The sequence below is a fragment of the Mycobacterium sp. genome, from assembly GCF_047975165.1.
Taxonomy (GTDB): domain Bacteria; phylum Actinomycetota; class Actinomycetes; order Mycobacteriales; family Mycobacteriaceae; genus Mycobacterium.
The window spans coordinates 1-13962 of record NZ_JBKECZ010000061.1; the positions used below are offsets into that span (position 1 = coordinate 1).

The window sequence follows — 13962 nt, forward strand, 5'->3', positions numbered from 1 at the left end:
CTGAATGCCGTAGTCACCGAATGTGATCGAGGTGCCGCCCTTGGCCACGCCGGAGCGCTTGGGGTGGTGCTGCTTGCGGTGCTTGGTCCGCCGGGGGATGAGCATGGCTCAGGCCTCCGTCTCGGCCGCGGCCTGTGGCGCGGCGGTGGTTTCAGGGGCAGAGGCGGGAGCCTCGGAGCCGCCGCGGCGGCCACGGCCACCTCGCTCGCCACGGTCGCCGCGGTCTCCGCGGCGCTGCCGGGGAGCCTGGCTGGCCTGCTCACGTGCGTATTCCTTCTCGGTGAGATCACCCTTGTAGATCCACACCTTGACGCCGATCCGCCCGAAGGTGGTCTTGGCCTCGTACAGGCCGTAGTCGATGTCGGCACGCAGGGTGTGCAGCGGAACCCGGCCTTCGCGGTAGAACTCCGAACGGCTCATCTCGGCGCCGCCGAGCCGGCCCGAGCACTGCACCCGGATGCCCTTGACGTTGGGCGAACGCATGGCCGACTGGATCGCTTTGCGCATCGCCCGCCGGAACGCGACCCGGTTGCTCAGCTGCTCGGCAACCCCCTGGGCCACCAGTTGCGCCCGCGCCTCGGGGCTCTTCACCTCGAGGATGTTGAGCTGCACCTGCTTGCCGGTCAACTTCTCCAGGTCGCCGCGGATACGGTCGGCCTCGGTGCCGCGGCGGCCGATGACGATGCCCGGACGCGCGGTGTGGATGTCCACCCGGACCCGGTCACGCGTGCGCTCGATCTCGACGTCGGCGATGCCCGCCCGCTCCAGACCGGTGGACAGCAACCGCCGGATCGCGACGTCCTCCTTGACGTAGTCGGCGTACTGCTTGTCGGCGTACCAGCGCGATTTCCAGTCGGTGGTGATACCAAGGCGGAAGCCGTGCGGATTGATCTTCTGGCCCACTAGTCTGAGCCTCCCTTCGCTTCAGATGCCTCGGCGGACTTGGCCTTGGACTTGGCCTTGGACACGGCCTTCTTGGCCTCCTTCTTGGCCCCCGAAACAGTTTCAGCCTTGGCGGCGGCCTTCTTGGCTGGTGCCTTCTTGGCCGGTGCCTTCGCCGCGGCCTTCTTGGCCCCCGAAACAGTTTCAGCCTTGGTGGCGCCCGAGCCGGCTCCAGCCTTGGCGGCGGCCTTGCTGCCCTCGGCGCGGCGGGTCCGCGAGGACTTCGCCCGCTGGTCCTTCCCGGGCCGGCTCTCCACGATCACGGTGATGTGGCTGGTTCGCCGACGAATCCGGAACGCACGGCCCTGGGCACGCGGACGGATGCGCTTGGCGGTGGGGCCCTCGTCGGCATACACCGTGGCCACCACCAGGCTGTCCGGGTCGAGGCCCTTGTTGTTCTGCGCGTTGGCCGCGGCACTGGCGATGACCTTGGACACCGGTTCGCTCGCGGCCTGCGGCGCCCACCGAAGAATGTCCAGCGCGTCGGCCACCGAGCGGCCACGCACCAGGTCGATCACCCGGCGTGCCTTCATCGGCGAAACCCGGACGAACCGCGCCTGGGCGGTCGCCGACGGGAATTCAGTGGTGGTGGTACTCATCGCCGTTTGCTCTTTCGGTCGTCCTTGATATGTCCCTTGAACGTGCGGGTGGGAGCGAACTCGCCCAGCTTGTGACCGACCATCGACTCGGTGACGAACACCGGGACATGCTTGCGCCCGTCGTGCACCGCGAAGGTGTGGCCGATGAAGTCCGGAATGATGGTGGAACGCCGCGACCAGGTCTTGATCACCTGCTTGGTGTTCTTCTCATTCTGGACGTCGACCTTCTTGAGCAGGTGGTCGTCGACGAACGGGCCCTTCTTCAGGCTGCGTGGCATGGTTCGCTACTCCTCGACTTCACTCATTGACCGGCTCGACCGCGTCGCGCTGTGTTTCCTCACCGGCGGCTACCGTCCGTGCTTCTTGCCGGTGCGCCGGCGGCGGACGATGAGCTTGTTGCTCGCTTTGTTCGGCTTGCGGGTGCGGCCCTCGGGTTTGCCCCACGGGCTGACCGGGTGCCGGCCGCCGGAGGTCTTGCCCTCGCCACCGCCGTGCGGGTGGTCCACCGGGTTCATCACCACACCACGCACCGACGGACGCTTGCCCTTCCAGCGCATGCGACCGGCCTTGCCCCAGTTGATGTTGGCCTGCTCGGCGTTGCCGACCTCTCCGACGGTGGCACGACACCGCACGTCCACCCGGCGGATCTCACCGCTGGGCATCCGCAACGACGCGTAGCTGGCTTCCTTGCCGAGCAACTGGATACTCGCACCCGCCGACCGCGCGAGCTTGGCTCCGCCGCCGGGCCGTAGTTCCACCGCATGGACCAACGTGCCGGCCGGGATGTTGCGCAGCGGCAGGTTGTTGCCGGGCTTGATGTCGGCGTTGGCGCCCGACTCGACGATGTCGCCCTGGGAAAGGCCGTTCGGCGCAATGATGTAGCGCTTCTCCCCGTCCAGGAAGTGCAGCAGCGCGATGCGGGCGGTGCGGTTCGGATCGTATTCGATGTGCGCGACCTTCGCGTTGACCCCGTCCTTGTCGTTGCGGCGGAAGTCGATGACCCGGTAGGCGCGTTTGTGGCCGCCGCCCTTGTGGCGGGTGGTGATACGACCGTGAGCGTTGCGGCCACCGCGGCCGTGCAGCGGACGAACCAGCGACTTCTCCGGCTTCGAGCGAGTGATCTCAGCGAAGTCCGACACGCTCGCGCCGCGACGACCCGGGGTCGTGGGCTTGTACTTGCGAATTGCCATGTCTAATCAGATCTTTCTCTCGCACCCGGCTAGGCCGGGGCTCCGAACAGGTCGATCGGCTTGCTGCCCGGGGCCAGCGTCACGATGGCGCGCTTGGTGCTCTTGCGCTTGCCGAACCCGGTCCGGGTGCGCTTGCGCTTGCCCTGCCGATTGGCGGTGTTCACCGATGCGACCTTGACGGCGAAGATCTTCTCGACGGCGATCTTGATCTGCGTCTTGTTCGAATCGGGGTGCACCACGAAGGTGTAGACGTTGTTGTCCAGCAACCCGTAGGACTTCTCGGAGATGACCGGAGCCAGGATTATGTCGCGGGGGTCAGCGATGGTCGCCATCAGGCCGGAACCTCCTCGGTGTCGGCGGTGCCCGCATGGGCTGCGATGTAGCCGTTGAGCGCCTCGACGCTGAACACGATGTCGTCGGCGCGCAACACGTCGTAGGTGTTGAGCTGGTCCGGCGGCAGGGCGTGCACACCAGGCAGGTTGCGCACACTCTTGGCTCCGGCCTCGTCGCTGCGCCCGATGACCACCAGCACCCGCTTGTGCTCGGTCAGCGTTGCCAGGAAGGCCGCCGCACTCTTCGTGGAAGGGGTTTGACCGGCGACCAACTCGGTTACCGCGTGGATGCGTCCGTTGCGCGCCCGGTCCGACAGTGCCCCGCGCAACGCCGCGGCGATCATCTTCTTGGGCGTGCGCTGGCTGTAATCCCGGGGTTGCGGGCCGTGCACCACACCGCCGCCGGTGAACTGCGGCGCCCGCGTCGAACCCTGCCGGGCGCGGCCGGTCCCCTTCTGCCGGTAGGGCTTGCGGCCACCGCCGCGGACATCGCCGCGGGTCTTGGTGGCGTGCGTGCCCTGCCGCGCCGCCGCACGCTGGGCGGTGACCACCTGGTGCATCAGCGCGATGTTCGCCGGAGCGTCGAAGAGCTCGGCCGGCAACTCGATGACACCGTCGACCTTGCCCGCCGGCGTTTTCACGTCGATCTTCAGCGCGCCCGAACCCTTGGCTTTCTGCGACTTGGCAGCCATCACTTCTCACCTCGTTTGATCGCGCTGCGGACCATGACGAGTCCACCGGTGCGGCCGGGAACGGCACCCTTGATCAACAGCACCCCGTTCTCGGCGTCGACCTTGTGGACCCGCAGGTTCTGCGCGGTTACCCGGTCGCTGCCCATCCGGCCCGACATCCGGGTGCCCTTGAACACCCGTCCGGGCGTGGAGCAGCCGCCGATCGATCCCGGGCGACGGTGCACGGCCTGGGCGCCGTGGCTGGCGCCCTGGCCGCGGAAGCCATGGCGCTTCATGGTGCCGGCGTAACCCTTGCCCTTGGAGGTGCCCGTCACGTCGACGTACACGCCGTCGGCGAAGATGTCCGCGGTGAGTTCCTGGCCGACCTCGTAGCCGGCGGCCGCATCCGCGCTGTCCAGCCGCAACTCGGCCAGGTGGCGGCGCGGGTTCACACCCGCTTCCTTGTACTGGCCGGTCACCGGCTTGTTCACCTTGCGCGGATTGATCTCGCCGTAGGCCAGCTGCACCGCGCTGTATCCGTCACGTTCGGGGGTACGGATGCGGGTCACCACGTTCGGGCCGGCCTTGACCACGGTCACCGGCACGACCCTGTTGTTCTCGTCGAATACCTGCGTCATGCCCAGCTTGGTACCCAGAATGCCTTTTCTCGCCATTGCCGTGGAAGCTCCTACTGGATATTGACGTCGACGCTGGCCGGAAGGTCGATGCGCATGAGTGCGTCGACGGTCTTCGGCGTTGGGTCGATGATGTCGATCAGTCGCTTGTGCGTACGCATCTCGAAGTGCTCCCGCGAGTCCTTGTACTTGTGCGGAGAGCGAATGACGCAGTACACGTTCTTTTCAGTCGGCAGCGGCACCGGCCCCACGACACTGGCGCCCGTGCGCACGACGGTCTCGACGATCTTGCGCGCCGATGCATCAATAGCCTCATGGTCGTAGGCCTTAAGCCTGATGCGGATCTTCTGTCCCGCCACGCTGCTCCTACCTCATCTCCCACACCCGAGTCCGGGCCCTGACCTGGTGCCTTCCGGCGCGCGAGATCCCCCGGTCAAGGGGCATCCAACGTTGCGCCGGAACCTGCGCCGCTGTTTACCTGTCGTAGGTCAACCGGCCCCGCGCTCGCGAGTGTCACCCGCACGCAGCCTTGTAGGCGGCCGAGATGATCGCGCTCCAAGGTTGGGACCGGACGCGCCCGTGTGGACGCTGGTCGTATGTCCGGCCAGGCGCGAACCTGGCGCAAGACAACCCGAACAGTATGCCTCAGAACACCGCCTCGGCCAAATCCCGGGCCATCGGCCACCGAGGGCGAACGCACCTTCCGCCATAGTCGGCGCGACGTTGCGCTTTCCCGATATTCGGCTGGATGCTGGCTTCGTGGCCACCGATCACCGACACTGGGATTCAGCCCGGGTGCCGGGAAACTCACGAGGATGAGGCATGGACACACCGATCACCGACGCCGCCGCCGAGATTTTCGCCGACCCCAGCGCATATGCCGACGATGCGCGCCTGCACGCGGCAATGACCCACCTGCGGGCACACGCACCGGTGGCGCTGGTCGACCGTCCGCCGTTCCGGCCGTTCTGGGCGATCACCAAGCATGCCGACGTGATGGAGATCGAGCGGGCCAACGAGTTGTTCATCAGCGGGCCCCGGCCGCTGCTGGCGACCGCCGAGGCCGACGACTTGTCACAGTCGCTGCTGGACGCCGGGATGGGATTGCGAACACTGGTGCACATGGACGACCCGCAGCACCGGCTGGCGCGGGCCATCGGGGCCGACTGGTTCCGCCCCAAGGCGATGCGGGCCCTGAAGGTCAGGATCGACGAACTTGCCAAGTCCTACGTCGACAAACTCGCCGCAGTGGGCCCTGAATGCGACTTCGTCACCGAGGTGGCCACGAATTACCCGCTGTATGTCATCCTGTCGCTGCTGGGCCTGCCGGAATCGGACTTTCCCCGGATGCTGCGGCTGACTCAGGAACTCTTCGGCGGCGACGACACCGAATTCCAGCGCGGCACCACCCCCGAAGAGCAGCTTCAGGTCCTGCTCGACTTCTTCGCCTATTTCAACGAACTCACCGCTGCCCGGCGGGCGAACCCGACCGAAGACCTCGCCTCGGCGATCGCCAATGCCCGCATCAACGGCGAACCGATGTCGGACATCGACACGGTGTCCTACTACGTCATCGTCGCCACCGCAGGTCACGACACCACCAGCGCCACCATCTCCGGTGGACTGCAGGCGCTGATCGAAAACCCCGGCGAACGGGAGCGGCTGACCGCCAACCCGGCCCTGATGCCGCTGGCCACCGAGGAAATGGTCCGATGGGTGACGCCGGTCAAGGAGTTCATGCGCACCGCCACCGCGGACACCAGCATCCGCGGGGTTCGGATCGCCGAGGGCGAGTCGGTATACCTTTCCTACGTTTCGGCCAACCGCGACGAAGACGTGTTCGACGAACCGTTCCGCTTCGATGTGGGGCGGGATCCGAACAGGCATCTGGCGTTCGGCCACGGCATTCACTTCTGCCTCGGCGCCGCCCTGGCCCGCATGGAGATCAGCAGCTTCTTTTCCGAGTTGCTGCCGCGCCTGGAATCCATCGAGCTCAACGGGGAGCCGAAACTCACCTCCACCACCTTCGTGGGCGGGCTCAAGCACCTGCGGATCCGGTACTCGCTGCGGTAGGAGCGTAGGGCAAAAACACGCCCGGCGGGGTGCTCGGTTGGTTGTCGGGTTTGCCCGCAACCACCCCCGCCGACCCTGCGCTGAGGGCGCCATCCACTCGCACTTTTGCGCCACCGGCACAGAGTGAACACTCAAGGCGCTAGGCAGTGATATTGATTCTGCGCTCACGGCGGCGACACGCCGACGATCAGCGCCCTGGGCGCAGGATGAACTCGACTGCTCCGCTGCTCCCCCCGCCCACCTGGAAACCAGAGCACGCCGAGGCGAATCAGCCGGCCGCAGGCCACATGACACTAAAATTTCGGCCGTCGGGAACTTGTTAACACCATGTACACCACCGTTAAGACACCGTTAACGTCGGCGGAGCCACTACTTCTCGGCAGGAATTCCGGGCCCCCGACTGGCTAGCGTTAGGCCAACGCACAGGAGTCGCTACGCGAGCACACAGGGTCTACCCGGGGGATTGGGAGCCGATATGTCACATACGAGGAGCAAAAAATGTCATTTCTGACCGCAGTGCCCGAAGAGCTGGCAGCCGCGGCGGCCCAGCTGGGAGCCATCGGTAGTGCGCTTGCAGCGCAGAACGCCGGTGCGGCGGCGCCGACGACCGCCATCGCCCCGGCGGCAGCCGACCAGGTCTCGATCCTGCAGTCCGGCATCTTCGCCGCCTACGGGGCGCTGTACCAGCAGATGGCGGCCGAGGCCCAGGCGATGCAGGAGCAGTACGTACAGACCCTCGGGCTGAGCAGCGGAACCTACGAATGGTCCGAGACCTCCAACGCGGCCGCGGCGACCTTGGCATCCGAGCCCGGGGACGTGATCAACACGATCAGCACGCTGCTCGGCGGTCCGGTCGAAAGCACCGGCGGCCAGCCGTTCAGCCTGTCGGGCAACACGGCGAACTTCGCCAGCTACGAGATAGGCAACTGGGCTTCGGCCACCTCGGGTCTGCTCGGCCTGACCGGCGGCGGTCTCATGCCGGAGGGCTACGGAGTTCCCGAAGATCTCGCCGCCGCCGCGGCCGCGGCCACCACGGCCGAAGTATCGACGGCCAGTGCGGCCGGTGGTGCCGCCATGGCCGGGCCGGTGGCCGCCGGACTGGGCGAGGCGGGCATGGTGGGCGGGTTGGCCGTGCCACCGGGCTGGGCCACGCCCGCCGCCCTGGCGTCGAGCACCACCACCGGCACCCTGTCCGGTGCGGGCTGGACCACCGCGGCGCCGGCCGCAGGGCACAGTGCGCTCTATCCCGGGGTGCCGGGCGTCGCCTCGGCCGGCCGCAACAGTGCCGGCTTCGGCGCACCGCGCTACGGCGTCAAACCGATCGTCATGCCCAAGCCGGTGGGCGCCTAGCTCCCGCCGCCGAGTCCCCAGCCCCTCTTGGAAACCGAAACCGGCCAACGAAGAAACAGGACGCAACCATGTCTTTCGCAGCATTTCCGCCAGAACTCAACTCCGGACTCATGTACAGCGGTGCTGGTGCCGGGCCGCTCATGGCAGCCGCGGCCGCCTGGAACAACCTGGCCGCCGAACTTGCCACCACCGCGGCCCAGCACGAGTCGATCATCACGCAGCTGACCACCGAGCAGTGGACCGGCGGGGCGTCCGCGGCCGCCGCGGCCGCCGCGCAGCCCTACATGTCCTGGTTGACCAATACCGCGGCCGCCGCCGAGCAGGCCGCCATTCAGGCGTCGGCGTCGGTGGCGGCCTACGAGGCGGCATTCGCCGCAACCGTGCCGCCGCCGGCGATCGCCGCCAACAGAGCTCAGTTGGCCGCGCTGGTCGCGACGAACTTCCTGGGCATCAACACCCCGGCGATCATGGCCACCGAAGCCCTCTACATGGAAATGTGGGTGCAGGACGCCACCGCGATGTTCACCTACCAGGCGGCCGCGGCGGCCGCGGCGATGCTTGATCCGCTGGCGCCGGCCGCACCGACCACCAACCCGGCGGCCGCGGGCATCCAATCCGCCGCCGTCGCCGCGGCAGCCGCGGAATCCCCAGCCGCGTCACTGGGCGACATCGTCACCGGTTTGCAGACCCAGTTGAGCACCATGGCCTCCAACGCTTCCTCGATCGGCACCGGCCTGTTCGACGCACTGCCGGTGCAGACGCAGGAAATGCTCAACGCCCTGGACGGCTTCCTCGGCACGCCGCTGATCTTCAACGGCATCCAGCAGGTCGGTGTCACGGCATCGTGGTACGTCTTCGCCGCAATCCCCAACGCGATCTTCGCCGCGCACGTCATCGACGGCAACATTGCCGCCGCGGCGGAGGCAGTCGCGGCCACCGCTCCCGGCATCGCCGCCGCTGGGCTGGCCGACGAAGTCGCCCCCGCCGGCATCGGCGCCAGCCTCGGTGAGGCGTCACTGGTGGGCAAGCTGTCGGTGCCCGCCGGTTGGGCCGGCGCCGCTCCGGTTGCCGAGGATGCCGGTACGGCCCTGGCGGGCAGCGGCTGGGTCGTCCCCGAGGAAGGCGCGGCGCCCGGAGTCATGGCGGGAATGCCCGGTATGGCCGCGGCAACCAAGGGGGCCGGCGCCTATGCCGGCCCGCGTTACGGCTTCAAGCCGATCGTCATGCCCAAGCAGGTCGTGGTCTGACGCAGAGGCCTGCTATGCCGCAGGGGCGTGACATCGAAACGTCGGCGTTCACCGTGAGCCCACGGCGTTCACTGTGAAGCGTCGGCGTTCACTGTGAGGCTAGGGCGGGATTCCGGACGAGATTCCCGCCCTGGCTTCACAGTCGAAGCCCTGGCTTCACAGTCGAAGCCCTGGCCAGGGCGTCACATGCCGGCGGCGAGGGAGCGAACCGATTTCCCGGGGCCGTGCAGGCAGGACTCGCCCACCCGCAGCCCCCCAGCCCCAGCCGCCCAGCCCCAGCCCCCCCCGGTAACATGTGTACGATCTATGACTTGCATGACAAATAGCTGTGCGCTTCACCAGAATGCTGAACTATGCCAGCCATGACTCCCGGGCGCAGCCAACGTCCGCGGCAGGCGATTCTGGGGCAACTGCCGCGAATTCACCGTGCCGACGGCTCACCCATCCGAGTGTTGCTCGTCGACGACGAACCGGCGTTGACCAACTTGGTCAAAATGGCATTGCACTACGAGGGCTGGGATGTCGAGATCGCCCACAACGGGCGCGAGGCCATCGCCAAATTCGACAGCATCGGCCCCGACGTACTGGTCCTCGACATCATGCTTCCCGACGTGGACGGCCTGCGGATTCTGCAGCAGGTCCGCGACTCCGAGACATACACACCCACGCTTTTCCTCACCGCACGCGACTCGGTGATGGACCGGGTGACGGGCCTGACCGCCGGCGCCGACGACTACATGACCAAGCCCTTCAGCCTCGAAGAGTTGGTCGCCCGGCTGCGCGGGCTGCTGCGCCGTTCCGGCAACATGGCGCCGCCCGCCGACGAATCCCTGACCGTCGGCGACCTCAAACTGGACGCGGCCAGCCGGGAGGTGAACCGCGGCGACACACCGATCTCGCTGTCGGCAACCGAATTCGAACTGCTCCGGTTCCTGATGCGCAATCCACGGCGGGCCCTGAGCCGCACCGAGATCCTCGATCGCGTCTGGAACTACGATTTCGCCGGCCGCACCAGCATCGTCGACCTCTACATCTCCTACCTGAGAAAGAAGATCGACGCCGACCGCGAACCGATGATCCACACCGTCCGCGGAATTGGATACATGCTGCGACCACCCGAATGAACTCGCCATGACGGCGCATCGTCACACCCCGCGGTGGTTTCCCCGCACCCTGCGCCGGCAACTGCTGCTGGGCGTGCTGACCGTCGTGACCACCGTATTGGTCGCGGTGGGTTTCATCTCGGTGTTCACCCTGCGCGGCTACGTCACCGCGATGAGCGACGCCGAAGTCGCCGAATCCATGCATGCGTTCAACCATGCCTACGCCAGGTATCTCAACAACCAACGCACACCGGGACACACCGGCACGGAACCGGTGTCCGCGGCGCTGCTGGAGTTCACCGGACAGACACCGGGAAATCTGATCGCGGTGCTCCGCGACGGCAAGGTGGTGGCGTCGGCCGTCTTTTCCGAGGACGACCCGCAGCCTGCCCCCGAGGATGTCGTGCGCGCCATCGAAGCGAGGTCGTGGACCGAAACCCCATCGCGAATAGAGAAGCTGGGCGGTCTCGGCCCGCACCAGGTGAACAGCCGGATGGCCGGACCCGACCGCCTGGTTGTGGGCGTGTCGCTGAATATCGCCGATCGGATCATCGCGCGCAAGCAACTGGCGTCGGCGGTACTCATCGCTACCGCGATGGTGATCACGGCCGGACTGACAACCTGGGTGGTGGGCTACGCGTTGCGCCCGCTGCGCCGAGTCGCCGCAACCGCCGCCGAGGTCGCCGCCATGCCGCTGGCCGACGAGGACCACCGGATCCGCGTGCGGGTGCGGCCCGAGGACACCGACCCGGACAACGAGGTGGGGATCGTCGGGCACACACTGAACACCCTGCTCGACAACGTCGAGGGCGCCCTGGCCTACCGGGTGGAATCCGACGTGCGGATGCGCCAGTTCCTCACCGACGCCAGTCACGAGTTGCGCACCCCGCTGGCGGCAATCCAGGGTTATGCGGAGCTGACCCGCCAGGACAGCTCAGACCTGCCGCCGACCACCGAGTACGCCTTGGCCCGCATCGAGTCCGAAGCGCAGCGGATGGCATCGCTGGTGGATGAACTGCTGCTGCTCTCCCGCCTGGGCGAAGGACAGGATCTGCAGACCGAGCAACTCGACTTCGCCGAGTTGGTGCTCAACGCGGTCAACGACGCGGCCGTCGCCGCCCCCACGCACCGCTGGGTCAGGAACCTGCCCGATGAACCTGTGCTGGTCAGCGGCGACCGCGCCCGACTGCACCAACTCGTCAGCAATCTACTGACCAACGCCCGCGTGCACACTCCCCCGAACGTCACGGTGACCACGGAGATCACCGCCCATCCAGCCGGCAGCGCCCACCGCGGCGACGGCTCCGAGGGACTCCGCGGCCCCTATGTCGACCTGACCGTCACCAACAACGGACCCGATATCGACCCCGACGTCCTACCCCACCTGTTCGAACGATTCGTCCGCGCCGACAAGGCACGCTCCACCCGATCCGGCCATGGGCTGGGGCTGGCGATCGTCAACTCGATCGTCAAGGCACACGACGGCACCGTGTCGGCCGAATCCGCCCGCGGCCTCACCGTATTCCGGGTCCGGCTACCGATGGTCCAACCGGCCGCGAACCCGGTTCGCCCGGCCGGCCCGCGAGCGTAACGCCACGGCGAAATCCGGGGTGCGAAATCGCAGCCACGTTACGCTCGCGAACGACTCTCTGCCGCCTGGGCGCCAAGTAAATTGTCCGAACTCGGGCCGGCCCATCCTCACCCGCACATCGACAGCACGATCCCGTCGAGGATGTCGTGTTCGCTGACGATCAACTCGGCGATGCCCGCCCGGCGGTGCAGCTCACGTGCCAACTCGCCCACCACGATCGCACCCCCGCCGATCACATCGACACGTCCGGCGTGCATGGGCCCCAGGGCTGCGCGCTGCGCCCGGGTCATCGCGATGAGACGTTCACATACCTCGATCAACTCGCCCAGCCGCACCCGGGAAAGGTGAATGGCCGCGGCGTCATAGGCCGACATGTTGTGCGCCAGCGCCGACAACGTGGTCATGGTGCCGGCCAACCCCACCCAGGTCCGGGCCCCGCCGACGGGCACCGCGGACAATGCCGCAGCCAACTGCTCACGCACCGCTTCCCGGGCCGCTGCCACCTCGGGCGCCGTCGGAGGGTCGGTGTGCAGAAAACGCTCGGTCAGCCGTACACAACCGATGTCCGCCGAATAGCTCGCAGAGACGTCGCCGGGGCCGGTCCCGAGCACAATCTCCGTCGAACCGCCACCCAGGTCTGTCACCACGAAAGGGGCGCCAGCACCGCCTAATTCGGTGACGGCCCCGCGAAACGAGAGGTCGGCTTCCTCGGTTCCGGCGATCACCTCGGCTACCGAGCCGGGCAACACCGCACCGAGCACCTCGGCCGTCATCGCGAAGAAGGCATCCCGATTGCCCGCGTCCCGCGTGGCCGAGGTGGCAACCATCCGGACCCGCTGCGCCCGGTGCACCCGCAGTAGACCGGCGTAGTCGACGAGGGCTGCCCGGGTCCGGACCAGGGCTTCCGGCGCAAATTCTCCGGTGGCGTCCACCCCCTGGCCCAGCCGCACGATCCGCATCTCGCGATGAATATCACTGATCCGCCCGTCGGCCACGTCGGCGATCAACAGCCGGATCGAGTTGGTACCGCAGTCGATTCCGGCGAACCGGCTCATCGCCACCGCCCACCGAGTAGGGCGGCGGCCGGACCCGACTCGCCGGCCAGCAACACCAGCGCCTCGTCGCCGAAAGGATTCACCCCGGGCCCCTTGGCCAGCGAATGCGCGATCAGCACGTGCAGGCACTTGACGCGGTCGGGCATACCCCCACCGGAAAACGTGGTGCCCAGCGGCTCGATCGCGTTCCGCTCGGCCAGGTAGGCCTGGTGCGCCCGCCGGTACGCGGCCGCCAGCACGTCGTCATCGCACAGCCGCGCGGTCATCTGGCGCATCAGGCCGGTGGTCTCCATTCTGCTCGCAGCCGCCGTCAGCACCGGGTGCGTCAGGTAGTACAGCGTGGGAAAGGGTGTTCCGTCAGCCAGTCTGGGCGCGGTTTTGATGACGCCGGGGGTCCCGTCCGGGCACCGGTAGGCGATTTCCAGCACCCCGCGGGGCTCGCGGCCGAGCTGGCGGGCGACCACCTCCAGGTCGGCTCGATCAACCACTGGGCGGCGCGGGGTTCGGCGGTGCCGGGACCGGTTCGGCAACCGGGGCGTCCGGCCGAAGGTGCGGCGCGTCGGCGATGGTGTGCCACAGCGAGGTGTACCACGGCTCGTTCGCGACGTGGCGGCCTACCGTCGGTTCCCGCTTCGGTTCCAGCACCGCCGTCGGCGGCAACTGGACCTGGAACGGGATATCCCCGGGTTTGACGAACCCGAGGCGTTCGCGGGCTTGCGCGGCGATGTAGGCCGGGTCGGCGAGCTGGCCCTTGCGTTGTTCCAGCTCGCCGATCTGACGATGCAGCGCGGCCTCGGATGCCGCCAGCTGTGCCATCTCCGTGTGCTGGGAGAAATACGTGCGCACCGGCCCGGCGATGGTCAGTGTCAGCACACACATCACCACCGCCAGGATCGCAGCGCGGCGCGCCGTGAAACCCAGCCGCTGGTCGGAGCGCTGCTCGACCGACTCGGCGAAGGACCGCTTGATGGGGTCGACGAGGTGTTCCTGGGAGGGCCGCGTCGAGCCGCGACCTGTGCTGTCTTCGGGTTCCTGCGCTGGATCCGGCGCCGGCCGCCGGGCCGGCTTGGCAGCGGGCCTGGACGGGGAAGTCGCCGAGCGCCGGCGCGATTCACCGGGCTTCCCCGGCCGCGATGCCGGGGCGCGCCGTTTCGGATCGGACTTGGCGGCCAAA

At 67.7% G+C, this 13962-nt stretch carries 16 protein-coding genes and 2 pseudogenes; 6 read left to right on the forward strand and 12 right to left on the reverse strand.

The features are described 5' to 3' along the window. The 9 genes and pseudogenes from ACK5M9_RS06730 to rpsJ all read right to left on the reverse strand — a co-directional run. A pseudogene (locus ACK5M9_RS06730) lies at window positions 1-105 on the reverse strand (50S ribosomal protein L16); the annotation flags it as partial. Window positions 106-108: 3 nt separating this feature from the next. Beyond that, window positions 109-903, reverse strand: a complete 795-nt coding sequence (rpsC, locus tag ACK5M9_RS06735) for a 30S ribosomal protein S3 (RefSeq protein WP_416892406.1) — start codon at window positions 901-903, stop codon at window positions 109-111. After that, the gene (rplV, locus tag ACK5M9_RS06740) at window positions 903-1541 is read right to left on the reverse strand and encodes a 50S ribosomal protein L22 (RefSeq protein WP_416892407.1); all 639 of its coding nucleotides are present in this window, start codon (window positions 1539-1541) and stop codon (window positions 903-905) included. The genes rpsC and rplV overlap by 1 nt, the downstream gene beginning before the upstream one ends. Next, window positions 1538-1819 carry a 30S ribosomal protein S19 gene (rpsS, locus tag ACK5M9_RS06745; RefSeq protein WP_011739061.1) on the reverse strand — a complete coding sequence of 94 codons (282 nt, stop codon included), beginning with the start codon at window positions 1817-1819 and terminating at the stop codon, window positions 1538-1540. Before rpsS ends, rplV begins: the two co-directional genes overlap by 4 nt. Window positions 1820-1888: 69 nt before the next feature. Then, window positions 1889-2731, reverse strand: a complete 843-nt coding sequence (gene rplB, locus ACK5M9_RS06750) for a 50S ribosomal protein L2 (RefSeq protein WP_416892408.1) — start codon at window positions 2729-2731, stop codon at window positions 1889-1891. A gap of 29 nt (window positions 2732-2760) precedes the next feature. Continuing rightward, on the reverse strand, window positions 2761-3063 hold the full coding sequence (rplW, locus tag ACK5M9_RS06755; RefSeq protein WP_416892409.1) for a 50S ribosomal protein L23: 303 nt from the start codon (window positions 3061-3063) through the stop codon (window positions 2761-2763). Then, on the reverse strand, window positions 3063-3755 hold the full coding sequence (gene rplD, locus ACK5M9_RS06760; RefSeq protein ID WP_416892410.1) for a 50S ribosomal protein L4: 693 nt from the start codon (window positions 3753-3755) through the stop codon (window positions 3063-3065). Before rplD ends, rplW begins: the two co-directional genes overlap by 1 nt. Further along, window positions 3755-4408: a 50S ribosomal protein L3 gene (rplC, locus tag ACK5M9_RS06765; RefSeq protein ID WP_416892411.1), complete on the reverse strand. Its 654-nt coding sequence runs from the start codon at window positions 4406-4408 to the stop codon at window positions 3755-3757. Before rplC ends, rplD begins: the two co-directional genes overlap by 1 nt. 14 nt (window positions 4409-4422) lie before the next feature. Continuing rightward, on the reverse strand, window positions 4423-4728 hold the full coding sequence (gene rpsJ, locus ACK5M9_RS06770) for a 30S ribosomal protein S10 (RefSeq protein WP_003403578.1): 306 nt from the start codon (window positions 4726-4728) through the stop codon (window positions 4423-4425). 151 nt (window positions 4729-4879) lie between these two features. On the opposite strand from rpsJ, the pseudogene ACK5M9_RS06775 reads away from it, so the two are divergent. The 6 genes and pseudogenes from ACK5M9_RS06775 to ACK5M9_RS06800 all read left to right on the forward strand — a co-directional run bounded on the left by ACK5M9_RS06775 (window position 4880) and on the right by ACK5M9_RS06800 (window position 11733). Continuing rightward, a pseudogene (locus tag ACK5M9_RS06775) lies at window positions 4880-5081 on the forward strand (hypothetical protein). 110 nt (window positions 5082-5191) lie between these two features. Then, a complete protein-coding gene (locus ACK5M9_RS06780; RefSeq protein WP_416892412.1) occupies window positions 5192-6442 on the forward strand; it encodes a cytochrome P450 in 1251 nt (416 codons plus the stop codon). A gap of 498 nt (window positions 6443-6940) precedes the next feature. Further along, a complete protein-coding gene (locus ACK5M9_RS06785) occupies window positions 6941-7792 on the forward strand; it encodes a PPE family protein, SVP subgroup (RefSeq protein WP_416892413.1) in 852 nt (283 codons plus the stop codon). A 68-nt stretch (window positions 7793-7860) separates the two neighbouring features. Next, on the forward strand, window positions 7861-9039 hold the full coding sequence (locus tag ACK5M9_RS06790) for a PPE family protein (RefSeq protein ID WP_416892414.1): 1179 nt from the start codon (window positions 7861-7863) through the stop codon (window positions 9037-9039). Between the two features lie 353 nt (window positions 9040-9392). Beyond that, window positions 9393-10163, forward strand: a complete 771-nt coding sequence (locus tag ACK5M9_RS06795) for a response regulator transcription factor (RefSeq protein WP_416892415.1) — start codon at window positions 9393-9395, stop codon at window positions 10161-10163. A gap of 7 nt (window positions 10164-10170) precedes the next feature. After that, complete coding sequence (locus ACK5M9_RS06800; RefSeq protein ID WP_416892416.1) at window positions 10171-11733, forward strand: sensor histidine kinase; 1563 nt, start codon at window positions 10171-10173, stop codon at window positions 11731-11733. Window positions 11734-11840: 107 nt separating this feature from the next. Here ACK5M9_RS06800 and ACK5M9_RS06805 read toward each other — a convergent pair whose 3' ends face one another. Genes ACK5M9_RS06805 through ACK5M9_RS06815 form a run of 3 tightly spaced genes read right to left on the reverse strand, consistent with a single transcriptional unit; the run spans window position 11841 to window position 13961 of the window. Further along, entirely contained in the window at window positions 11841-12794 is a 954-nt protein-coding gene (locus ACK5M9_RS06805) for an exopolyphosphatase (protein WP_416892417.1), read from the reverse strand. Next, window positions 12785-13276: a DUF501 domain-containing protein gene (locus ACK5M9_RS06810; RefSeq protein ID WP_416892418.1), complete on the reverse strand. Its 492-nt coding sequence runs from the start codon at window positions 13274-13276 to the stop codon at window positions 12785-12787. Before ACK5M9_RS06810 ends, ACK5M9_RS06805 begins: the two co-directional genes overlap by 10 nt. Continuing rightward, a complete protein-coding gene (locus tag ACK5M9_RS06815; RefSeq protein WP_416892419.1) occupies window positions 13269-13961 on the reverse strand; it encodes an FtsB family cell division protein in 693 nt (230 codons plus the stop codon). Before ACK5M9_RS06815 ends, ACK5M9_RS06810 begins: the two co-directional genes overlap by 8 nt. Between the last annotated feature and the right edge of the window lies 1 nt (window position 13962).